The organism is Enterococcus faecium (assembly GCF_029023785.1).
Lineage (GTDB): Bacteria > Bacillota > Bacilli > Lactobacillales > Enterococcaceae > Enterococcus_B > Enterococcus_B faecium.
Genome location: NZ_CP118955.1, coordinates 181,691 through 205,260, shown reverse-complemented (window position 1 = coordinate 205,260; position 23,570 = coordinate 181,691). Strand labels below are relative to the sequence as shown.

The following is a 23,570-nucleotide window of genomic DNA, read 5'->3' as shown; positions in this document are numbered from 1 at the left end:
AAAATTGACCTAAATGTTAAATAACAAAAGTAACTTTCAGTTACTTGGAAATTAAAAAAAGAACTTGGAGAAACAACGTTTTCCAAGTTCTTTTTCATCTATTTTCTTATCTTTTTTCTACGCTTTCTTTTGCTTATCCGTTGTAAGCATCAATGATGATCTGTTTCAATTCAGAGATCAATGGTTCTTTCGGATTAGCTGTCGTACATTGGTCTTCGTAAGCTAATTCAGCCATACGGTCTACGGTTGTATCTAGTGTTTCTTGTGTGACTCCTTGAGCTTTTAGACTCATGTTGATGCCGACAGATTTTCCTAATTCATAAACAGCCGTTGCTAAAGCTTCGACTAATTCCTCTGTTGTTTCGCCTTTCAGACCTAAGAATTTTGCGATATCTGCGTAATCTGTATCTGCACGGAAATAGTCATATTTAGGGAACATCGCATGTTTTTGTGGATCTTTTGCATTATAGCGGATAATATGCGGTAAAAGAATCGCATTTGTCCGTCCATGAGGGATCCCGTATTCCCCGCCGATTTTATGTGCGACTGAGTGACAAATACCTAGGAATGCGTTAGCAAACGCCATACCAGCCATTGTAGAAGCGTTGTGCATTTTTTCACGTGATTCCATATCAGGTGTTTTTACTGATTTTTCTAAATAGTCAAAGACTAACTTGATTGCTTGTAGGCTCAATCCACGTGTATAATCTGAAGCCATGACTGAAACATAGGATTCGATTGCATGTGTTAACACATCCATCCCGGTATCTGCTGTGACAGATGCTGGAACTGACATGACGAATTGAGGATCGACGATTGCGACATCTGGCGTCAATGCATAATCTGCTAACGGATATTTCACATGTGTTTCACTGTCAGTGATGACCGCAAATGGCGTTACTTCAGAACCAGTCCCTGATGTTGTCGGGATACATACGAATTGTGTTTTTTCTGGTTTGTCGATCTTATATGTCCGTTTACGGATATCCAAGAATTTTTGTTTTGCACCAAAGAAAGATGTGTCTGGGTGTTCATAGAACATCCACATTCCCTTAGCTGCGTCCATTGCAGAACCGCCTCCAAGAGCGATTACTGTATCTGGCTTGAAGTCTGCCATCAGTTTCGTTCCTGCGTATACGGTATTTGTCGATGGGTTCGGTTCAACATCTGAGAAGACTTCGATCTTCACATCATTTTTACGTCGTGCCAATACTTCACGAACTGTATCGCAGTAACCGAATTGGACCATACCAGGGTCACAAACGATCATGACACGTTCAACGTTTTCCATTTTCTCTAAGTACAATAGAGAGTTCTTTTCAAAGAAGATTTTTGGCGGTAATTTGAACCATTGCATGTTATTTCTCCGTTTCGCTACAGTTTTGACATTGATTAAGTTTACAGCAGAGACGTTACGAGAAACAGAGTTCTTACCATAAGAACCGCATCCCAAAGTCAATGACGGAATCATTTCGTTATAGATATCACCGATGCCGCCTTCTGCAGATGGTGTATTCACTAAAATACGACAAGCTTTCATTCGAAGACCGAATTTGACATGCAACTCTTCGTTTTCTGAATGGATAACTGCTGTATGTCCTAACCCTCCAAGATTCAACATACCTTCACACAAATCAAACGCATGGTCCGTGTTGTTAGCTTTGATCATGGCAAGAACTGGAGAAAGTTTTTCTCTTGATAGCGGATAATCTGGGCCTACGCCTTCCAATTCAGCAATCAGCATTTTCGTTCCTTTTGGTACACTGATTCCTGCCAATTTTGCGATTTCCATCGCAGAATGTCCAACGATTGATGGATTGACCGCATATTTTCCTTCGTTCATCACTGCATCTTCTAATTTTTGCAATTCATCTGGTTTTACGATATAAACTTGGTGTGCTTGGAATTCTGCTTTTACTGCTGCATAGATTTCTTTATCCACGATCACAGCTTGTTCAGAAGCACAAATCATTCCATTATCAAATGTTTTCGAAACGATCAAATCGTTCACTGCACGTTTAATTTTTGCTGTTTTTTCAATATAAGCTGGTACGTTACCTGGACCTACACCTAAAGCTGGTTTTCCTGTAGAGTAAGCAGACTTGACCATTCCAGCTCCACCTGTCGCTAAGACGATCGCGATACCTGGATGGTTCATTAGCATAGAAGTCGCTTCGATCGAAGGATGTTCGATCCATTGGATACAATTTTCAGGAGCTCCGGCAGCGATAGCAGCATCACGTACCACTCGTGCTGCTTCTGCAGAAGATTTTTGGGCACTTGGATGGAAAGCAAAAACGATTGGATTTCTTGTTTTCAACGCGATCATTGATTTGAAAATCGTTGTGGAAGTCGGATTCGTTGTTGGAGTTACTCCGCAAACCACACCGACTGGTTCAGCAATTTCAATCAACCCTTTTTGGACATCTTCATTGATCACACCAACTGTTTTATCATGTTTGATATTATGCCAAATATATTCGGACGCATACATATTTTTGATTGCTTTATCTTCGTAAACACCGCGGCCTGTTTCCTCTACAGCCATCTTCGCTAATGGCATATGTTGATCCAAAGCTGCCATTGCCATTTCATGCACGATATGGTCTACTTTTTCTTGATCAAAGCTTTCCATTTCTTTCAATGCTGCATTTGCTTTTTCTGCCAAATCATCAATCATTGCTTGTACGTCAATTGTCTTCGTTTTTTCTTTTTCCATTACTTTAGCCATCATTATCCTCCTAATGGGTCATGGTTATTTGTTAAATCATTCACATGTATATCATACAATATTTATTTTTCTATGTAAACACTTTTTTGTGATTTTTTTCACAGTTATTTTTAAATATAAAATTGCTTTATTTACAGGTGTTTGTATAGAAAAATATATAAAGTTATTTATTATTATTTATATGACACACCCGATTATTCAATATTGAGCAATATATCCCATGCTCTTATCTCTTTCTTTTTTGAATAAAAAATGAGGTAGGACATCTTTCTGCCCTACCTCGTCTTTAAATAAGCTTTGATACTTATTTTTCTTCCTTCTCTTCTGTCTCTTCCAGCGTTTCTGTTGTTTCAGTTTTTACTTCAACTGTCTCAGCTGGTTCTTCTGTTGTTTCAACAGTAGTCGTTGCATCATTTGTTACGACAGTCCCTGGTTTGACCGTTTTGATTGCTGCACGATCGTACTCAAGGAAGATCCCTTCGCAGTCTAAAACAACTGTCCGTTTGTCATTGTCGATTTCTGAAACAACTCCATGTAATCCGCCGATCGTTACGACTGAATCACCTGGTTTCATGCTATCTAACAAGTTTTGACGTTCTTGCTGTTGTTTCTTTTGCGAACGTGACATAAAAAACCACATTGCTAATAGCGCGATAAACATCACAAGCATTGGTAATGTTCCCATTTTTTTCACCTCACTAATTCTGTATCTACAAAAAACACTTTAGCAGAAAAATGCTGCTAACACTAGTTTTTTACTTAATTTTTAAAAGATTTTCCTTTAGAAGCTTTTTGCGTTTTCTTTATTGAACCCGTATTCTTCAAAAAAGGCTTCTCTAAATTCAAGCAAATTATCATCCATGATTGCTTGACGTACTTGTTTCATTAGATTCAACAAGAAGTATAAATTGTGGTAAGAAGTCAAACGAATCCCAAATGTTTCATCACATTTGATCAAATGGCGGATATAGGCACGTGTATAGTTTTTACATGTATAACAATCACATTTCTCATCAATTGGACGGAAATCATGGGCATATTTCGCATTTTTCACTACTAGACGGCCTTGAGAAGTCATACATGTGCCATTTCGAGCGATTCGAGTAGGCAAGACACAGTCAAACATGTCTACTCCACGGATAACACCATCGATCAATGAATCAGCAGCACCGACACCCATCAAGTAACGTGGTTTGTTTTCGGGGATCAACGGTGTAGTGAATTCTAATACACGATTCATTTCTGATTTAGGTTCCCCGACAGATAACCCGCCGATTGAGTAACCAGGGAAATCCATCCCGACTAGATCTTTCGCGCTTTGACGACGAAGATCTTCAAACCCTGCTCCTTGGATGATTCCAAATAATCCTTGACGGTCTGGATTAGCATGAGCTTTCAATCCTCGTTCTGCCCATCGAGACGTACGTTCTACTGATTTTTTCACGTAGTCGTAACTTTCATCGAATGGTGGACATTCGTCAAAACTCATCATGATATCAGAGCCCAATTTATTTTGGATGTTGATTGCTTTTTCTGGTGATAAAAACATACGCGAACCGTTCAAGTGATTTTTGAAATGCACGCCTTCTTCTTCGATATTCCGCATATCACTTAATGAAAAAACTTGAAAGCCGCCTGAATCTGTTAAAATCGGTTGATCCCAGTTCATAAATTTATGCAGTCCGCCAGCTTCTTCTACTAAGTCTTCACCAGGGCGTAGCCATAAATGATATGTATTACTTAAAATAACGCCAGCACCCATTTCTTTCAACTCTTCTGGGGACATTGTTTTTACTGTAGCTAATGTTCCTACTGGCATGAACATTGGTGTGGGGAAAGTTCCGTGTGGCGTGATCAATTCCCCTAAACGCGCGCCAGTATGTTTTTCTTTCTTGATTAAACGATAGCGAATGGCAGGTTGCGTCATTCATTTCCCTACTTTCTATATAAAATATCTTGACAACTCCCACCATCATAATCGTTTCAAGTGCTTTTTGCAAGTTCCCTCGGCTTCCTTCTACTTTATTTAATATTCTTTTTTTTATCCTTTTTTTATGAATAACAAAAAAAAAGAAAAACATTATGACAGAAATATTTTTTGATACATGGTATATTGGTGTTATTAAAGAAAAGGAGGGAAAAATCATGCAATCTTCTGCAGAATTAAAACGCCAAGCAAAAGAGAGTCTAAAAGGACGTTGGGGACAAGCTGTTTTACTAAATCTAATCCCTACATTGATTGGTATTGCTGCTATTCTTCTTATTATGATTCCTATTATCTTGTTTGCCACCACCATATATGATGGATCAGCGAGCGTCTCAGATGCGACAACTTCAGGAGGCGGTAGTTCAGGAGGCGGTGGCGGAATTATTTCCAGCATCATTAGCGCTTTGTTCATGAGCGGTATTTCTTGGACTTATCTTGATATTTTACGTGGACAAAAAGATCAGATCGAACCATTCAAAGATGCATTTCGTGGATTCAAAGGTTTGTTTATCGGCGGAGTGATCGGCTTAGCTGTGCTGATCTCGATCTTTACAACATTATGGGGTTTGCTATTAGTTATTCCTGGAATCATTAAAAGCTATTCTTATTCTCAAAGCTATTTTATCTACTACGATATCGTCCAAGAAACAGGACAAACACCTAAAGTACTGGATACGATCACTGCAAGTCGAAAATTGATGGATGGTTATAAAGGACAACTTTTCTGGTTAGATCTTTCATTTATCGGCTGGCATATCTTAGCATTAGCAACTGCTGGTATTGGTTATCTATGGCTCAGCCCATACATTTCCGCAACAAAAGCAGCATTTTATGAACAATTGCCAAAAGATATTTAAAAGAGAGTGTGACTTGTGACCGAGGGGTTGGCAGGAGAACACCGTTTATCGAGAGGCAGTAAAAGAAACATTCAGCCCATTAGAAAAAAGGAGGTGTGACAACATTCATGTCACACCTCCTTTTTGTATAGTTCCAGTAAAAAGAAAATCAACTTAGAAACAGTTAATCATTCCTCTTCTTCTGCTTCCGGTAATCGATGGAACTTGATCAGTTCATTGACCGCGATTGGTACGATAGACAAAATCCCTACCAAGAACCAGTGATTCAAACTGATGTGTACTAGGCCGAATAGTTCTTGCGTAAATGGCAGCAAAGCAACAGCCGTTGTAATAGCTAATGCCAGTAACGCCATTTCTACCAAAGCTTTATTGGTTGCTAAATTGACTTTGAAGATCGATTGGCTGCTGCGTACATTGAACACATGCAAAATCGATGAATAAGCTAAGATCAAGAATGCAACAGTTTGACCGACATGCTGACTTGCATCTACCCATGGGCTAATAGTATCGACATAACTACCTAAATAGTAACCAAACAGCGTTACGATGGTGAAGACTCCTGCGTTTATGGCGATTTTTTGCAACAAGCCTCGAGCAAAGATCCCTTCGTTTTTCGGAATAGGAGGCTGATCCATGATGCCGTGTTCTGCTGGTTCTCTTCCCAAAGCAAATCCTGGAAGACCATCGGCAACTACATTGACAAACAGTAGTTGCACAGCTGTGAATGGCGCTCCCCAGCCTAACAGCATCGCAATCAAAACAATAAAGATCTCCGAAATATTACAGCTTAGCAAAAAGTTGATAGCTTTACGAATATTCTGATAAACCGAACGTCCTTGACTGACAGCGTCTACGATCGTCGCAAAGTTGTCATCCGTCAAAATCATATCTGCGGCACTTTGCGCCACATCTGTCCCTGTGATCCCCATGGCACACCCAACGTTACTTGCTTTCAACGCTGGTGCATCATTCACACCATCCCCAGTCATCGCTACGACTGCACCCGTACGTTGCCAAGATTTGACGATCCGGATCTTGTCTTCTGGCGTTACCCGAGCATAGACAGAGAGAGCTTTGACACGCGCATCTAATTCTTCGTCTGATAATTGATGCAGTTCTGATCCTGAGAGTGCTTCTGACGGATCATTCAAGATACCTAATTCTTTCGCTATGGCACTGGCAGTTACCACATGATCTCCAGTGATCATGACTGTTTTGATGCCAGCCTTTTTCGCTCGCTTGATTGCTCCTTTACTTTCTGGACGTGGTGGATCGATCATTCCGATCAGACCAATCAAACGTAAGTCTTTTTCCAGTGCTTCAGAAGAAATATCTTGCGGTTCTTCGTCATAAGTAGCATAACCAACAGCAATCACTCTCAGTGCCCGTTTACCAAAGCGATCATTAACGATCGCCGCTTGTTCTACATCGCCTGAACTAAAGCGCGGAGCAAGAACATCGAATGCTCCTTTGGTGATTGAGATGTATTTTTCGCCCATTTGGTGAACTGTTGTCATCATTTTTCGTTCAGAATCAAAAGGAAGCTCGTTTACTCGTGGATATTTTTCTTCTAATTCTGCTTTTGTATGATAATTCTCTTCAACAGCCCTTACGATGGCTACTTCTGTTGGATTACCTTTGATAACAAGGTCGTCATCTTCTTGCTCGACCGTCACATCTGTACATAGTGCAGCCATTTTCAATATTTCCATCGCGCTGTTCGTCATTGAATCTTCGATATTCGTTACTTCATCTTCTTTGCTCCATACCCGGCGGACGCGCATTTCATTTTGTGTCAGCGTTCCTGTTTTGTCTGAGCAGATAACATTAGCGGTTCCTAGCGTTTCAACTGCTGGCAACTGTCGGATGATCGCATGTTTCCTCGCCATCTTCTGCACACCGTATGCAAGTGTCAACGTAACAATAACAGTCAAGGTTTCCGGTACAGCTGCAACAGCCAAGGAAATCGAAGTCATGAACATCTCAAGGAGTGGTTCTCCTTGCAGTTCACCAATCACAAATACTAAAGCCGCAGCCGCTAAAGCAATCATACTGATTCGTTTGCCTAGCTGATTCAATCGGACCTGTAAAGGTGTTTTTTGCATAGTATTTTCGTTCAAAAGATCCGCGATCTTACCCATTTCTGTAGCCATACCAATGGCAGTGACGATCGCTTTCCCACGACCTGCAGCAACCGTACATCCTTTAAATACCATATTAAGTTGGTCACCTAATGACTCATCTTCTTCAGCAATAAATGCTGCATCTTTTTCAACTGCTTCACTTTCTCCAGTCAACGCCGATTCTTCTACACGTAATTGTGATGCTTCGATCAAACGGGCATCGGCAGAAATAGCATCACCGGACTCTAAAACAAGAATATCACCCACTACCAGTTGCTCTGACTCAACAGTGGTCACTTTGCCGTCTCGTATGACAGTTGCCGTTTGTTTATTCATATCTTGCAAGGATTCCAGTGCTTTTTCTGCGTTTCCTTCTTGGACAATCGCCAATACCGAGTTGATCACAACGATAGCGATGATCAGCAGTCCTTCAAATAAATCCCCATGTTCTGTAGCAAATGCGGTATAAAAGGAAATCACCGCTGCTACAAGAAGGATGATCGTTGTAAAATCGGACAAGCTTCGAAATAATTTTTTGATCATCGATTCTTTCGGCGCCTCATCGAATTTATTCAATCCCTGCTTTTTTCGCCGTTCATCCACTTCTTGTGAAGACAACCCAGTATCTGGATCTGCTTCTGTTACCTTCTTTACTTCTTCTATTGTCTGCTTGTATTCTTCCATCCTATTCCTCCTTTAAAATCTTCGTACAAAAAAAGGTACTTATTTTACTATAACATCCTTTTTTTATTTACTTCAAATAAAGGGCTTATCGATTATTTGTTAAGAAAGCGTAAAATTTAAAGTGCTTATATTTGCAAACGCTACCAAAGGATGCTATTATATAGATGTAAGGAAGGAGGATACCATCAAATAGACAGAAGAATTTCTCGATAGAACAGTGTAAGCAAACAAAGTTGTTAGAAGTACAGGTTTCACCCAGACATGCGTGTAGAGTACAAACCTATAAATAGTGAATACGTATGGATGTTTGGATCACGAAGTATCCGAAACAAGAAGTAATGCGATACGTAACAATTGAATAACGTAAACGTCTGAAAATTGAATAGGAACAAGAGATGTTTCAAATGTTGAAGATGTAACGAAAACAAAATTTTTGTTTAACATGAAGAAATTCAACACCGTGCTTTGCATGTATGATGGAAAGTTACAATCATTTCTGTTTATTTGAATCCTTCCGAGGTACAAGAAAGCCGAGCTTATCGAGAGCTCGGCTTTTTCTTTGTCATAAAATCTTTGTAAAGCTTTTTTGTCATTCAAAACTAGCGGTTTTTCATAACCTTATTTCACGAACATCGCATCTCCAAAACTAAAGAAACGATAGCGCTCTTCAATCGCATGCTGGTAAGCAGATAAAGTCAATTCTCTTCCTGCAAAGGCACTAACTAACATGACTAAAGTCGATTTTGGCAAATGGAAATTAGTTGAGAAAGCTTCTACCACTTTGAATTCATAGCCAGGCGTAATGAAAATATCAGTCCATCCGCTGTCTGCTCTGATTTCTCCATTAAATTTCGTTCCAATCGTTTCTAATGTTCGAATTGAAGTTGTTCCGACAGCCACGATTTTCCCGCCATTTTTACGTACTTGGTTCAATCGCTCAGCCGCTTCTTCCGTCAAACGGTAGAATTCACTATGCATATGGTGTTCTTCAATTTTATCTACGCTGACAGGTCGGAATGTACCTAACCCTACATGTAGTGTCAGATAGACTAATTCAACACCCTTTGCTTCGATCTCATCAAGTAATTCTTTCGTAAAATGCAATCCAGCTGTTGGCGCTGCAGCAGAACCATTTTCTTTCGCATAGACAGTTTGATAGCGATCTGGGTCTTCCAGACGTTCTTTGATATATGGAGGCAATGGCATTTCTCCCAATGATTCAAGAATCTCTAGAAAAATTCCTTCATACTCAAAGTCAATGATCCGTCCGCCGTGTTCCAATTCTTCTTTCACTACTGCTTGCAATCTGCCATCACCAAAAGAGATTCTTGTCCCAACTTTGGCACGTTTCGCAGGTTTGATTAATGTCTCCCACGTATCTCCTTGTGTATTCGTTAGAAGAAGGACTTCTAAATGCGCACCAGTATCTGGTTTTTCTCCATATAAACGAGCAGGCAGAACTCGTGTATTATTCATAACTAGCGCATCACCAGGCTGTAACTCTTCAATGATTTCATGGAAATGTTTATCTTCCATCTCTCCAGTTTTCCGATCCAAAACAAGTAAACGAGAATGATCGCGGTCTTTTAATGGTGTTTGTGCGATTAATTCTTCCGGCAAGTCAAAATCAAAATCTTCTGTTGTTAACATATCGTCACTCACTTTCTATCATGTGCTTCATCATTCTATCATGTTTTTCGTTCTGTTGGCAAAATCAGCACTTTTTCACTTCTATTTTTTGTTTTCCTAAATAAAAAAACTACCCTATTTGTATTTTTTCATTGTTTTAGGCATACTAGTAATAGATAGTTCTTCATTGAAAATAGAAAAAGAGGTGGCACCATGATTGAATTTCAAAATGTGTCAAAAATTTATAAAGGTGGAAAAGTCGCTGTAGAGGACGTCAATCTTTCATTTGAAAAGGGTGAGTTCATTTGTTTTATCGGTACGAGCGGAAGCGGAAAAACGACGACGATGCGGATGATCAACCGAATGACTGATCCAACACAAGGGAAAATTTTGATTGATGGAAAATCCATCCAAGAAATTGATCCAGTGGAATTGCGACGTCAGATCGGCTATGTTATCCAAAGTATTGGATTGATGCCTCACATGACGATCCGTGAAAATATCACTCTTGTCCAAAAATTGTTGAAAGTCAGTCAAGAAGAACGGAATAAAACAGCTGAAAAAATGATTGATCTTGTGGAATTGCCCCGTGAGATGTTAGATCGCTACCCACATGAATTATCTGGTGGTCAGCAGCAGCGTATTGGAGTCGTTCGTGCCCTTGCAGCGAATCAAGATATCATCTTGATGGACGAGCCATTCGGTGCGCTTGATCCAATCACTCGTGATTCCTTGCAAGACCTTGTCAAAGATTTACAAGAGCGTTTGGGAAAAACGATCGTATTTGTAACCCATGACATGGATGAAGCGATTAAACTAGCAAGCCGTATCGCCATCATGAGTGAAGGCCGTGTGATCCAATTTGATACACCAGAAAATATTTTACGTCATCCTGCAAACGATTTCGTAGAAGAGTTGATTGGAGAAGATCGCCTACTACAAGCCAAGCCAAATGCGACAAGAGTCGGCGAAGTTATGCTAAATACAGCAATCACGATTACACCGGAAAAATCATTACAAGAAGCAATCAAACTGATGAGGGAAAAACGTGTAGATACGTTGTTAGTTACCGATAATTCGAATGTATTAAAAGGATTTATCGATGTAGAAACGTTGAATAAAAAGCGAGGAAAAGTATCCAGTGTCGGCGACATTTTGAATAAACATGTTTTTTACGTAAAAGAATCCGCCTATCTTCGTGATACCTTGCAACGCATTTTAAAACGCGGACTGAAATACGTGCCGGTCGTTGATGAACAGAACAAAGTCGTAGGTATCCTGACTCGTGCATCATTAGTGGATATCGTCTACGATGTGATTTGGGGAGAAGATCCCGCAACTACTGATGTTGCAGAGTCAGCTACTCCTGAAGAATCTAAGGAGGTCTGACCTATGCAGCAGTTTTTTCATCAGCACGGTTCAGAAATTCTCTCAAAAGGTTTTGAACATCTTTATATTTCGGGACTTGCTTTGATCATTGGTATCATCATTGCTGTACCGCTTGGTGTCTTACTGACACGTTTTCCAAAAGCTGCCACGATTGTGATTGGCTTAACCAGTGCCTTGCAGACAATCCCTTCTCTTGCTTTATTGGCATTGATGATCCCGTTATTTGGCGTAGGTAAATTACCTGCGATTATCGCACTCTTTATTTATTCATTATTGCCGATTTTACGTAATACGTACATTGGGATGAAAAATGTCGATTGGAATTATCGGGATGTGGCAAAAGGCATGGGGATGACTGAGTTCCAATCCATTTTTTCCGTTGAATTGCCCATTGCTATGCCAACGATCATGGCTGGTATCCGTTTAGCTGCCGTTTACGTGATTGCATGGGCTACACTTGCCTCTTATATCGGCGCTGGTGGTTTAGGCGATTTGATTTTTAGTGGACTGAATAATTACCAACCAGATCTCATTTTGGCAGGTACGATCCCTGTAACAATTTTAGCACTATTGGCTGATTGGCTTCTAGGTCTCTTGGAACACCGGCTGACACCGATCGCACTTAGAGAGGAGAATGAAGAATGAAACGTATATTAAAAATGACCATGATACTTTCCTCCCTTCTTATACTTGCGAGTTGTTCTTTCCCTGGTCTTGCCAGCAATACAGATGAAGACACCATTTCGATCACAGGTGGAATCACTTCAGAAGCACAGATCTTAGCAAGCCTAGTTGCCGGAATGGTTGAACATTATACAGATAAAAATACCGCAATCATCAACAATCTGGCTACCACAACTATCAACCATCAAGCGATGATGAACGGAGATGCTTCAATTTCAGCGGCTCGCTACACAGGAACAGATTTAACGACTACATTGAACCTTCCTCCTGAAAAAGATCCGAAAAAAGCGTTTGCTACCGTGAAAGATGAATTTGAGAAAAGATACGATCAAACGTGGTTCCCGTCCTATGGTTTTGAAAATACGTATGTCTTTCTTGTTCGAAAAGACACCGCACAAAAATACCATCTATCTAAAGTCAGCGATCTGAAAAATGTAGCGGATGAATTAGTAGCTGGTGTAGATACTTCTTGGATCAATCGTAAAGGAGACGGTTATGACGGCTTCCAAGAAACTTATGGCTTCTCCTTCAATTCGATATTACCTATGCAGATTGGACTTGTTTATGACGCAGTCGAAGCAGGAAAAATGGATATTGTTCTTGGCTACTCTACGGATGGACGGATCGCCAGTTATGATCTAGTCATGTTGGAAGATGATCGTCAATTCTTCCCACCATATGATGCTGCTCCAGTTGTAGACAACAAGATATTAGCTGATACGCCTCATTTAAAAGAAGCCTTAAATAAGTTAGGTCATACCATCAGTACGGAAAAAATGCAGGAATTGAACTACGAAGCAGATAATAATCTAGTGGAACCATCAGTAGTAGCACAACGTTTCTTACAAGAAAACCACTATTTTGAAGGGAAGTGAAGCAATTGGATAAAATGAATGTCTTTCAACAATTTTTCTATTATTTCCAGGAAAATGGCTCCTATATCTTTGCACAATTTATCCGTCACTTCCTGATTTCTATCTATGGTGTCCTCTTTGCAGCAGTTGTCGGGATTCCGGTTGGGATCATGATTTCTAGGAGACGTAAATTAGCAAACTGGGTGATTCGTTTGGCGAATATCATCCAGACGATCCCTTCTCTAGCCATGATCTCCATTTTAATCATTGGATTAGGCCTGGGAGTCAATGTCGTGATTGTTACTGTATTTTTGTATTCCCTCTTACCGATCATCAAGAATACGTATACCGGGATGATCCAAGTAGACAAAAACATCCTTGATGTCGGCAAAGGCATGGGGATGACTGCTAGACAACGACTATTCATGGTAGAGTTACCACTCTCTGTTTCTGTTATCATGGCAGGCATAAGAAACGCGTTAGTTGTTGCCATCGGGATAACCGCGATCGGTGCATTCGTCGGTGCTGGTGGTCTTGGAGATATCATTATCCGAGGAACCAATGCAACAGATGGCACATCGATTATTTTAGCAGGTGCATTGCCAACTGCATTAATGGCGATCATCACGGACTGGCTTTTAGGTATTTTGGAAAGACGGCTAGATCCAGCCAGCCGTACATCACGCTGATGTTATTGTAAAAAACAAAAGCTTCTGCGACCATTTGTTGGTCGCAAAGGCTTTTTTAGTTCTGTCATTTTTTAAGGCAATAATCCACTCTGATTCTTCCCTCCTTATGGGCAAAGAGTTGCTTTTTTTAACTATTTGTCCATTCCGTATACTCCAACTTCATACTGCCAACGGGTTCATCTCTGCATCCACCGACTAAGTTTTTTTCTTATCCGCTAAGGCATTTTGCCAATCCATTTTCCCATCACTCGTCATGGAATTCATACCACATGATCTCTAAATACTCGTCTGCTTGTTCTTTGAATTGGGCATCAATTCTTACATCCTTTGGCGTGGCTTTCATTTAAGCCTTTTCCATCAGTCCTCGATTGTTCGACGCCTTCAGCTGCATCATCAAAACTGGTGACTGCCGTATCGGTAACTTCGATCATCTTTTCTACAATCGGGAACTTGCCATCCTCATCCTTGGCTAAAAACATATCTAGCCATTCCAGCTTCTCGCCATGGGAGGTTTGCGGTTCCTAAAACCGGTACACGATTCTTATGGACTGCATCCGTCGCAACTAGACTTGGCGATACGATGATCCTTCACCAGAAGAGCACCCCCGTAAACCAATTGATCGATATATTGCCAATAAGAAAAGACATTGGCGTAAAAGATATCGATCCCTCGTGATGCATTGCCGTTGATACTGCTATTCATGGCCGAAAGCGCCACGACTTTGACTTCTTCCGTTTGTGTGACATTCATGTTCGGCAATGTCGCTTTGGATACCCGCTCTGCTAAAGGAACGACACTGGTATTGTATTTCGTATCTGTATCTTTTCCAAAAGACCATGCCAACGAATCCTTTGGGAACCAATAAGACGACTCCGGTTGATTGTCCATTGCTTTTTTCAACATACTTTTGGCTGTTTCTCGATAAACGACATTTCCAATTGTCTTCGCCTCACTTTGGCGATAATCGATGGTCGTTGCCACTGCCAACACTAACAACGATGCTCCAATTTTACTGATTTTCCTTGTCACACTTCTTCCTCCTTGTTTTACATAAACCCGTCAACATTCCATTCCTAAACTCAAACAATGACCCTTCAAAGGTGGAGATATAGGAACAAATTAAAGAAATCATGCAATAAATCCAAGAAGGTTGGTTTTAGAACAAAAAAAGAGTCTCCTTTTTGGGGAGACTCTTTGTTAACTATCTAAAAAGGTTGGCTCTTCTCACTTCACTCATAATGTGTCCAGGCAGAATAAATTTCCACAACTTTATTTTCCTCATCAACTTTGTAAACCACTCGATGCTGTCTATTCAGCCTGCGTGAGTATCTGCCTTCATGTGTAGGTCTCAGCTTTTCAAAAGACTGCGTGGGCATATATGGATCTTCCTTCAATGTCTGAATCACTTCTTCAAATTGTTTCTTTAAATTCGATTGCTTGATTTTTCTTAAATCCACTTTCGCAGAGTTTTTGATTGCGACTGTATAGTTACTCATCAAAGAGCTTCCCAATCAATATCATCGATATTCGTAAAGCCACTGTCGTCTTTTTCGCGGTCTCGTACTTTATCTAAAGTACCTGTTTGCTCAAGAAAAAGGGTTTCTTGAATCGCTCTCCAGTCTTCTAGCCCAATCAATACAGCATTGTTTCCACTACGATCACTAATAATCTCGATTTCAGTATGATTTTCATTTACCTCTTTCAATAACTGATAAAAATTTTTACGAGCAGTGCTAGGATTCATCGTTGTATTAGCCATTGTCTCTCCTCCTTTTTCTGATATAATTATAGCGTACTTGATTAAGTACGTCAAAAAATACAATAAAGCACTTAAATTCAGCAAACTTTTCCTCTTTTTTACATAGAGAAAAAGACCCCTTTTTAGGGAGGATCTTTGTCCACGCTCACTTCTTACTCCTTTACGACTAGCGGTAGCCAAACGTAAAGTAATTGGTAACAACGTATCATCTTTAGCAAAGGTCGAATCTAAAGCCTGTGAGTCTATGCAACAACACCAATACACGAAGGTTCCTCGTTGCAGTGTGACTTGATTGATATCTTGAATAACCTGAGGATACCCACGAAAGATTTGTAACGGTTATTCAAAACTGATTTTGGCCGTCAAGTCTTCTACTGCCTCAAAAATGATTGCCTCTTTCGTCTCCTGCCATTCATGTTCACTATCGATTTGATACTTGCTTAGACCGTCGGGTTTGTGAATCACCAATTAAAAATGGCACTGAGTTATGGTAACAAAAAATGGTCACTTGACGAGGCTGAGATTTCTACTTATGAAGACACATGGCACTTAAGAGTCGAGGTAAAGGAAGAAGCTGAAAATATAGGAGGCTGTACATTATTTGGCAAAGGATTCGGAAATTATGATCAAGACATCAAAATCAAAATGTTTTACAGCTAAATAGGAAGAATAATAACATTTCATACGCTGTTCCCATCTTTAATGGCTTATAGAGGGCACCTTTAGCTGGGAATAAGACAAAACAGACCCTCTAGCTTCAATTAAGAGCTAGAGGGTCTGTTTTTGATTTTAAAACTTGGTTTATTTCTTCAAATGGTAGCTATAGGTGCTGACAACGATATTTTCACGCCAAGACAATCGCAATCTTAACCGCAAACTTGTTTGGTTATGGAGAATATTCTGCCAGCGTCTGTTTGGTACAAATTGAGGAATCAACACAGTAGTTGTATAGTTTTGTTTCGCTGCATTTTTACTTACGATATCTACATAACGGATAATTGGATTTTCAATCGAGCGATAAGAAGAGTGGACGATTGAAAAACGGACATCTGGGAAATGCTTTTTAAATTCTGCTTCGATTTCTTTTTCTTTTTCGACATCTTCGTCTAGCGAAACATGCATCGCAACGACATAATCACCGATCGAACGTGCGTAATTCAACGCACCGATATTTACCCGTGTCACATTCCCGACTAATACAAGAACGGTATTCCCGTCATAATCATGTAGTTTTGCATCATTTTCTAAACGAAGCTGTTCTGCTACTTTTTTATAATGATCATGGATCTTATAAAAAATGAACATAACGATTGGCATAATGATGAAGAAAGGCCAAATGTCCCCTAACCGATAGACGAACAAAATCGCAATGATTGCATATGAGATGAACGCACCTGTAATATTGGCAATCGACTTGCTTAACCATCTTTTTCCTTCTTTTTTCCATTTGACGACCATCCCTGTTTGAGATAAAGCAAATGGAATGAACACGCCGATAGAGTATAACGGAATCAAGCGTTCTGTTGAGCCATGGAAAATAAACAGCAATACGATCGAACCTAGCGCTAGTGTGATAATCCCATTGGAATAGCCTAGTCGATCCCCACGATCTTGATACATGTGAGGCATGAATTTATCTTTTGCCAGATTGTATGCAAGAACTGGAAAAGCAGAAAAACCGGTGTTAGCAGCAACTGCTAAAATCAGCGCTGTAGCAAATTGAAGGACGTAATACAAAATACCATGTCCAAAGACAGCTTTACCAATTTGAGACAAAACAGTGACTTCTTTTTCAGGAACGATCCCATACCAATAGTTGATAAATGTGATCCCCACGAAGAAGAAACCTAAGATCAATGCCATCATCGTCAATGTAGCAGCGGCATTTTTTGCTCTTGGCTTCTTAAAGAATGGTACAGCATTACTAATCGCCTCCACCCCAGTTAAAGAGGAAGAACCAGAAGAAAATGCTCGTAAAATCAAAGCGATAGAAACACCCGGCACAGCCGCTCCTGGAAGTGCAGTAGCTTGCAATGGCACAGCACCTGTCACGATATTATATAAACCAACAACGATCAGTAACGAGATCACAAGGATAAATGTGTACACCGGAAATAATAGGAACGATGCAGATTCCCTCAGCCCACGAAGATTCAGCATCATCAGTAGCAAAACGATTGTCACAGAAATAGCGACTTGATGACCGTAGAGTGCTGGCACCGCTGATGTGATCGCTTCAGCACCTGCTGAGACAGATACTGCTACTGTCAACATGTAGTCGATCAATAAAGAGCCACCGGAAATCAAGCCAGCATTCTTTCCAAGATTCTCACTGCTGACGACATATGCTCCCCCGCCATGAGGATAAGCATGGATGATTTGACGATATGATAGCGTTAATGAAATCAATAAAATAATAACAAAAGCGGCAATGGGTAGCGAATACCAGATGGCTGCAGCAGACAAAGCGACTAAAACGACAACGATTTGTTCCGTACCATATGCAATAGATGATAACGCATCAGACGACAATAATGCCAAAGCAGCAAATCGGGTTAATTTGTGCTCATCATTTTCAGCAGATTTTAAAGGCTTACCTACTAACAACCTTTTTAAGTAATCCAATTTCTAAACTCCTTTACACACAATTTTACTTCAAGTTTTATAGTCGAAAATTTATAGTAAACAAGATGTTATAGTACGCTCACTGACCTTAAAAGTCAATAAACTTTAAGAAAATAATTGGAAAAAAACAGAAAAATATCAAGCGCTTTTTCAAACGCTTTAATACAGCAAAAATCTAACATTTTTTTATGGGCTTTTTCTTTGAATTCTATAATAAAAGGATAGAACTTGACTTAGAAAATCAAGTTCTATCCTTTTTGATATCTTAACTTTTGAAAGAGAGATGTAAGGTTGCTTTCTACCCATCATTCTTACTACTCGAAGCATAGCGCAGTTGTCACAACCTCTTGATAAACGGTGTTTAAAAGCTTGCATCTGCGGTAATAAGCCCAACCAAATTAAAAACATAAGAAGCTGTTTTTATTTGGTCGTTCTTATTACTTGATGCAGAACAGCCTTTTCACAACCTCTTGGTACACGGTGTTCAATCAGCTGACCCTCGGCATTAGCTCAAAAAACGGCAAAATATGAGGAACTATTTTTCCATTTTTTTCTCTAATACTCAGGTCAAAACGCTGATTTCACAACCTCTTTTTTTAATGAAAAATATGGCTCTCATGCGCCGCTTCTTTGAATTTCGTCATTTTTTCTTCGATGAACGGATAGATTGCCGTTCCTACGATTCCAAAGACAACAAACAGACCGATCATGATCCAGATTGCTTTCGTAGCATTTGGCCAATAAATTCCTCCTGCAGATTCCCGTAACAAGTTTACCGCATGAGTAAATGGCAAGAACGGATTGATCATTTGGAAGAATTTCCCTGAGACTTGGATCGGATAGTTCCCGCCTCCGCCAGAGATCGACAGTACTAAGATGATAATAGCGATCCCTTTACCGACATTATCGAATAATGCAGCCAAGACATAGACGATCATCATGAACGCTAAGGCGATCAAGACAGCAAATGACACGCTGTAGACCGGATTTTGGACATCTACTCCTAGTAAGAAAATATTCCCTAATGTAACGATCAAGCTTTGCGCAATCGCCATTGTCAAAAATGTCAGCATACGAGCAACGAATTGTTCTCGTTTCGTAAAATTGTTTCGGTCTTTCTTTCCTAAATAGTATTCTGTCGTAGCAACACTTGAAAGAAGAACAGCGCCGACCCACAGACATAGTGCAGTATAAAACGGGGTGCTAGCTGAACCGTTATTTGCGATTGGATAAAGCGCATTGGTTTGTAGCTCAACAGGTTGTGTAAAAAAGTCACTTTCTTTTGTTGCATCTAGTTTCAATAATTTGATGACTTCGCCTAGATCGACTTCTTGTTCGCCTTTTCGGATCGCGTCTGCTGCTTTTTGGATACCAGCTTTGATATTTGGCCAGTCATTGTTGATCAAGTCCGCAGCAGCGTTCACAGCTGTTTCGACTTCTGGCATTTTTTCATTTACTGTTGTCAATGTACCGGTGATTTCATTTTTTAGTGCTGGCCAATCATTTTGGATAAAATCAGCGGCCAATCCTAATTTTTGCTGAAGGATCGGTAATTCATTGTTGTATAGGTCTGCCCCTTCATTGATGCCATTGACGATGGTATCCATATTTCCATTCAGCATTGTATTGGCATCATGGATTTCTTGTCCAATTGCAGGCATTTCTTTTTGATATTTTTCTAAAATTGCCACTGCATTCGTTACAGTTGCTTTCGTTGAACTGAGAAGCGAATCAAAGTCGATCTGGTCCGCTTTGCTTAGCGCCCCTTGCGCAGTCCCAATCGTATCGATGACTTGGTCTAATAGAGAAGTGACAGTGGAACTGATTTGACCTGTATTGATACCAGCAATGATGCCATTGATATTATTAACAACGGCATCAATTTGATCTAGCAATTCATCAATAGCCTTCGTGTCTTCATTTTGAACAGCTGTGTTCAAAGCAGATAGGCGGTTTTGCAGATTGCTTAGCAAGGGTTTTAATTGATTTAGCTGATCAATAATTGGCTGCAATTTCGTATTTCCAGCACTTGTTTGCAATTTAGTCAGGAACTCGACCAGTTTATCGATTGCATTTTGTTGTTGAGATATTCCGTCAATAAAGCCGTTCAATACATTGCTGATGTTTTTCTTTTCATCATCAGTCAGCTTACCATCTTCAATAGCTGTTCTTACAGTATCTATTAACGAACCTGTCGTTGTTGCCACTTGTCCAATTGATTTCAATGTAACATCTACACTGTTTGTGATGCTTGGTATCGCATCTTTCAGCTGAGAGGCACCTGATTTTGTTTGGTTTGCTAGATCACTTGCCTGATTTTCTAAATTTTTCACATCTGGCAAGATATCCTGTACTTGTTGGATGATCGTCAAGCCTTGTTTTGCTTCATCGATTCCTTGGTTCATTGTCTCTTGGATCGAAGCAAAATCGCCGTCGATCTCTGCTAGTTGTTTACCGGCATTTTGGATCTCTGGGATTTTTTCTTGCAAATCAAGGATGATTTTTGCTTGATCTTTCAACTCAGGCATTTTGTCATTCAATGCAACGACTTTTTCACCCATCTCATCTACTTTAGGGATATAATCCACGAATTCATTTGCTTTATTCAGTTTTTCCTTGATTTCAGGTAGTTGACTTTGTAATTCGAGGACTTGTTTTGTGTAGCCGTCGATCGTGTCCAAATTTTCATCTGTTGATAAAATCATATCTTTGACTTTATTGATACTTACTAGGTTCGTATCGATGTCGTAACCTATCTCATTGAATACTTTCAATAAAGTCGAACTGGCTGTTTTGATAAATTCATTTGTGATTTGCGATTGGATCGAACTTGCTCCTTTATCGGTGATTTTCGGTGCAATCGCATTGATTTTTTCATTTACCGTATATTCGATTTTTGGTTTCTTGATATCACCACTAGTAAAACTCAGCAGATCTTCTGAGAAATCCTTTGGCAAGTAAATACCTGCGTAATACTTTCCGGAACGGACTCCGTCTTCTAATTGTTCTTTTGAATCAACGAATTGCCATCCTAATTGTTTATTTTTATGAAGCGATTCGATGACTTGCTCCCCAATGGCCACTTCTTTACCTTGAAACTCTGCTGGCTTGTCTGCACTGTAAACAGCAATTGGCAGCTCTCCAGTATTTCCATATGGATCCCATAATGCTTTGATGTTAAACCACGCATATAGCGAAGGGATGATCATGATCGCGATGATCAGAAGTGTTGCAATCGGGTTTTTGAAAATCCGTTTCCAGTCAAGCAAATATAATCGAAGCGTATTTTTGATTGACTGCATAGTTCTCCCCCTTCTTCTTTTTTCAGCTGAATTACTTTACCATGTATTTCATACTTTTTTCAATCGGCTTTTTTCAAAAAAGTCGAATTTTTGGACATATCACGGCAATTGTCTCATTGTAATCTCTTACATATTGAGAAATAATTAAGGATTACAGACTTTACTTTATCATGAAATAAAAGGGAAAGATAATTTTATGCCAAAGTTTTTATCTATTATACGTATACGCAAAAAAGCTAAAACATTTTTTGTCTTTGCCCCTACAAAAATGTTTCAGCTTTTTTCGTTTTTTATTCCTGTATTTCTTATTTTTCGAATGACAGGATGATTTTCCCAGCAGGAGGATGTCCTTCAACTAGCTGATGTGCTTGGATGACATGCTTAAGGGAAGCAGACAGATTCATTGAAATAAAAACATGAAAGGCTCCTTTTTGGTAGGCTTTGATTATGCCAGCAAAGGCTTCTGCATCTAGATATTCCTTTCTTGGAACAAACGATTCATAAAAGCCTTCCTTTTTTTGCCGCAAATCTAGATCTGGGAGGTCATTTAATGCAACATACCTGCCGCCTGGTTTCATGATCTGGATGCCGGTTTCTCCTTTGATACTTCCTTTCGTCGCATCGATTACAAGGTCTGCCTGATCAGCAAATTGCAGACCTGGATTTGTTTTATCATAAGCAGCAAATGCTGAAGCTCCTAATTTTTTTACCTTTTCCTCATTTTTACTGGATGCACTGGTTAAGATTCGGATTCCCTTTTCATGGAGAAGCTGGATCAGACTTGACCCGACCGCACCTGATGCTCCTAGTATCATTACAGTATCTGTCGGCTGGATTTCCGTCAAATGGTTGATTAGATTATAAGCCGTAATTCCTGGCGTGACCATTCCGGCTGCTTCTTCCCAACTCATTTTATCTGGAATTTTTGCTACTTTTGCTGATGGCAACACGACTTCTTCTCCGTAAGTCCCGCCGACTGCATGGACAGCTACTCGATCACCTACATGAACAGTTGTGACATCTGAACCAATCTCTGTCACAATACCAGCGCCATCATTACCTGGTACATAAGGGAATTTCAATGTTCGTATCTCTTTCATTTCTCCTAAACGCAAGGCAACATCATAAGGATTCACACTGAATGCTTTTATTTCTACACGAACATGTCCAGAACCGACTTCTCTGGGATGAGCATCGATTTCTTCAAAAACATCTTGTGCTTCTCCGTAACCGTTAATTGCAAATCTTCGCATGGTCACCATCTCCCTTTTTCTTTAAGTTTACGTTTATGCCTTTATTTTGACAAAAAAAATGTCTTTTCGTTTTGGCGCATGATTCAAAACAAAATAGTTGTCTTTTTTCGCGTAACGTGTTAAATTATTTATCTAAAAGCGTAAAGATTACGATTTACGCTAATAAAAAATAATTGGAGGAATTTGTTGATGGCTAAAAAATCAAAGATTGCCAAAGCAAAAAAACAGCAAGAAACGATTGAACGCTATGCTGCTTTACGCCAGGAATTAAAAGCGCAAAAAGATTACGAAGGCTTGCGCAAACTTCCTTTAGATGCTCGTCCAGAACGATTGAAAAATCGTGATTTGATCGATGGACGCCCTCGCGGATACATGCGTAAATTCGGGATGTCCCGTATAAAATTCCGTGAATTAGCACATAAAGGTTTGATTCCAGGAGTAAAAAAAGCCAGCTGGTAATCCAAGTCTGGCTGTAATGTAAAGGAGGAGGGCGCATGGACCACTCCTTGGATCATCAAAAAAGATACGTTCGCTTCTTCTAGCAGAAATGCTGGTACTAGAAGCAGACGTATCTTTTTTTACGCACAGCTGGTCCTTTTTTATATGTAAAGGCTGCATGGTTACTTCGCTATATTTATTTAGTAACAGGAGTCAGTGCTTCGATACCCACACTAATTTTCAATGCTCGGTCAACTTCTGCCATAATGGGTCGATCCAAATGGCAGACCTTTTCTTTCAATCTTGATTTATCGATCGTTCTGATCTGCTCCAACAGGATAACGGAGTCTCTTTCTATTCCTGTTCCAGTAGCTTTGATCCCAATATGAGTCGGAAGCTTAGGTTTAGCCATTTTTGCCGTTATGGCCGCAACAATGATCGTCGGGCTAAAATGGTTACCTAGATTATTTTGAATAACCAAAACTGGGCGTGTTCCGCCTTGCTCCGATCCCACGACTGGAGAAAGATCAGCAAAATAAATATCTCCTCTTTTTACCATAGGATC

At 39.9% G+C, this 23,570-nt stretch carries 19 protein-coding genes and 1 pseudogene; 7 read left to right on the top strand and 13 right to left on the bottom strand.

What is annotated here, in order from left to right:
• Positions 1–133 precede the first annotated feature (133 nt).
• The 3 genes from adhE to tgt all read right to left on the bottom strand — a co-directional run bounded on the left by adhE (position 134) and on the right by tgt (position 4,658).
• The gene (gene adhE / locus PYW34_RS01005) at positions 134–2,731 is read right to left on the bottom strand and encodes a bifunctional acetaldehyde-CoA/alcohol dehydrogenase (protein ID WP_002294180.1); all 2,598 of its coding nucleotides are present in this window, start codon (positions 2,729–2,731) and stop codon (positions 134–136) included.
• A gap of 304 nt (positions 2,732–3,035) precedes the next feature.
• Positions 3,036–3,416: a preprotein translocase subunit YajC gene (yajC, locus tag PYW34_RS01000; RefSeq protein WP_002294182.1), complete on the bottom strand. Its 381-nt coding sequence runs from the start codon at positions 3,414–3,416 to the stop codon at positions 3,036–3,038.
• A gap of 96 nt (positions 3,417–3,512) precedes the next feature.
• Complete coding sequence (gene tgt / locus PYW34_RS00995; protein ID WP_002294183.1) at positions 3,513–4,658, bottom strand: tRNA guanosine(34) transglycosylase Tgt; 1,146 nt, start codon at positions 4,656–4,658, stop codon at positions 3,513–3,515.
• Positions 4,659–4,876: 218 nt separating this feature from the next.
• On the opposite strand from tgt, the gene PYW34_RS00990 reads away from it, so the two are divergent.
• Complete coding sequence (locus PYW34_RS00990; protein WP_002294185.1) at positions 4,877–5,575, top strand: DUF975 family protein; 699 nt, start codon at positions 4,877–4,879, stop codon at positions 5,573–5,575.
• Between the two features lie 167 nt (positions 5,576–5,742).
• On the opposite strand, the gene PYW34_RS00985 is transcribed toward PYW34_RS00990, so the two are convergent.
• Both PYW34_RS00985 and queA read right to left on the bottom strand, forming a co-directional pair.
• Entirely contained in the window at positions 5,743–8,382 is a 2,640-nt protein-coding gene (locus tag PYW34_RS00985; RefSeq protein WP_002294187.1) for a cation-translocating P-type ATPase, read from the bottom strand.
• A gap of 618 nt (positions 8,383–9,000) precedes the next feature.
• Entirely contained in the window at positions 9,001–10,032 is a 1,032-nt protein-coding gene (queA, locus tag PYW34_RS00980) for a tRNA preQ1(34) S-adenosylmethionine ribosyltransferase-isomerase QueA (RefSeq protein WP_002294190.1), read from the bottom strand.
• Between the two features lie 192 nt (positions 10,033–10,224).
• Between queA and PYW34_RS00975 the strand changes: the two genes are divergently transcribed.
• From PYW34_RS00975 to PYW34_RS00960, 4 genes are read left to right on the top strand one after another with little or no spacing between them, the layout of a single operon-like run.
• The gene (locus PYW34_RS00975) at positions 10,225–11,400 is read left to right on the top strand and encodes a betaine/proline/choline family ABC transporter ATP-binding protein (RefSeq protein ID WP_002294192.1); all 1,176 of its coding nucleotides are present in this window, start codon (positions 10,225–10,227) and stop codon (positions 11,398–11,400) included.
• Between the two features lie 3 nt (positions 11,401–11,403).
• Positions 11,404–12,045, top strand: coding sequence for an ABC transporter permease (locus PYW34_RS00970; RefSeq protein WP_002293405.1), 642 nt, complete (start codon positions 11,404–11,406; stop codon positions 12,043–12,045).
• Positions 12,042–12,959, top strand: coding sequence for an osmoprotectant ABC transporter substrate-binding protein (locus PYW34_RS00965; protein ID WP_002294193.1), 918 nt, complete (start codon positions 12,042–12,044; stop codon positions 12,957–12,959). The genes PYW34_RS00970 and PYW34_RS00965 overlap by 4 nt, the downstream gene beginning before the upstream one ends.
• The gene (locus PYW34_RS00960) at positions 12,956–13,627 is read left to right on the top strand and encodes an ABC transporter permease (protein WP_002319469.1); all 672 of its coding nucleotides are present in this window, start codon (positions 12,956–12,958) and stop codon (positions 13,625–13,627) included. Before PYW34_RS00965 ends, PYW34_RS00960 begins: the two co-directional genes overlap by 4 nt.
• Positions 13,628–14,168: 541 nt before the next feature.
• On the opposite strand, the gene PYW34_RS00955 is transcribed toward PYW34_RS00960, so the two are convergent.
• The 4 genes from PYW34_RS00955 to PYW34_RS00940 form a co-directional block, all read right to left on the bottom strand.
• On the bottom strand, positions 14,169–14,657 hold the full coding sequence (locus tag PYW34_RS00955; protein WP_002294196.1) for a mannosyl-glycoprotein endo-beta-N-acetylglucosamidase: 489 nt from the start codon (positions 14,655–14,657) through the stop codon (positions 14,169–14,171).
• 200 nt (positions 14,658–14,857) lie between these two features.
• A complete protein-coding gene (locus PYW34_RS00950) occupies positions 14,858–15,124 on the bottom strand; it encodes a Txe/YoeB family addiction module toxin (RefSeq protein ID WP_002294198.1) in 267 nt (88 codons plus the stop codon).
• Positions 15,124–15,387, bottom strand: a complete 264-nt coding sequence (locus PYW34_RS00945; RefSeq protein WP_002294199.1) for a type II toxin-antitoxin system Phd/YefM family antitoxin — start codon at positions 15,385–15,387, stop codon at positions 15,124–15,126. The genes PYW34_RS00950 and PYW34_RS00945 overlap by 1 nt, the downstream gene beginning before the upstream one ends.
• Positions 15,388–15,726: 339 nt before the next feature.
• Positions 15,727–15,855 (bottom strand): hypothetical protein, encoded by a 129-nt coding sequence (locus tag PYW34_RS00940; protein ID WP_002294200.1) that lies wholly within the window; start codon positions 15,853–15,855, stop codon positions 15,727–15,729.
• Positions 15,856–15,906: 51 nt separating this feature from the next.
• Between PYW34_RS00940 and PYW34_RS00935 the strand changes: the two are divergent.
• Positions 15,907–16,047, top strand: a pseudogene (locus PYW34_RS00935) (transcriptional regulator); the annotation flags it as partial.
• A 141-nt stretch (positions 16,048–16,188) separates the two neighbouring features.
• On the opposite strand, the gene PYW34_RS00930 reads toward PYW34_RS00935, so the two are convergent.
• From PYW34_RS00930 to PYW34_RS00920, 3 genes are all read right to left on the bottom strand, one after another.
• Complete coding sequence (locus PYW34_RS00930) at positions 16,189–18,012, bottom strand: APC family permease (protein ID WP_002294202.1); 1,824 nt, start codon at positions 18,010–18,012, stop codon at positions 16,189–16,191.
• A 596-nt stretch (positions 18,013–18,608) separates the two neighbouring features.
• On the bottom strand, positions 18,609–21,314 hold the full coding sequence (locus tag PYW34_RS00925; protein WP_002294203.1) for a YhgE/Pip domain-containing protein: 2,706 nt from the start codon (positions 21,312–21,314) through the stop codon (positions 18,609–18,611).
• Positions 21,315–21,619: 305 nt separating this feature from the next.
• Positions 21,620–22,567, bottom strand: coding sequence for an NADP-dependent oxidoreductase (locus tag PYW34_RS00920; RefSeq protein WP_002294206.1), 948 nt, complete (start codon positions 22,565–22,567; stop codon positions 21,620–21,622).
• 189 nt (positions 22,568–22,756) lie between these two features.
• Here PYW34_RS00920 and rpsN point away from each other — a divergent pair, with 189 nt between their 5' ends.
• Complete coding sequence (gene rpsN / locus PYW34_RS00915) at positions 22,757–23,026, top strand: 30S ribosomal protein S14 (RefSeq protein WP_002293413.1); 270 nt, start codon at positions 22,757–22,759, stop codon at positions 23,024–23,026.
• A gap of 175 nt (positions 23,027–23,201) precedes the next feature.
• Here rpsN and PYW34_RS00910 read toward each other — a convergent pair whose 3' ends face one another.
• Positions 23,202–23,564, bottom strand: coding sequence for a type II toxin-antitoxin system PemK/MazF family toxin (locus PYW34_RS00910; RefSeq protein ID WP_002289874.1), 363 nt, complete (start codon positions 23,562–23,564; stop codon positions 23,202–23,204).
• Positions 23,565–23,570 lie beyond the last annotated feature (6 nt).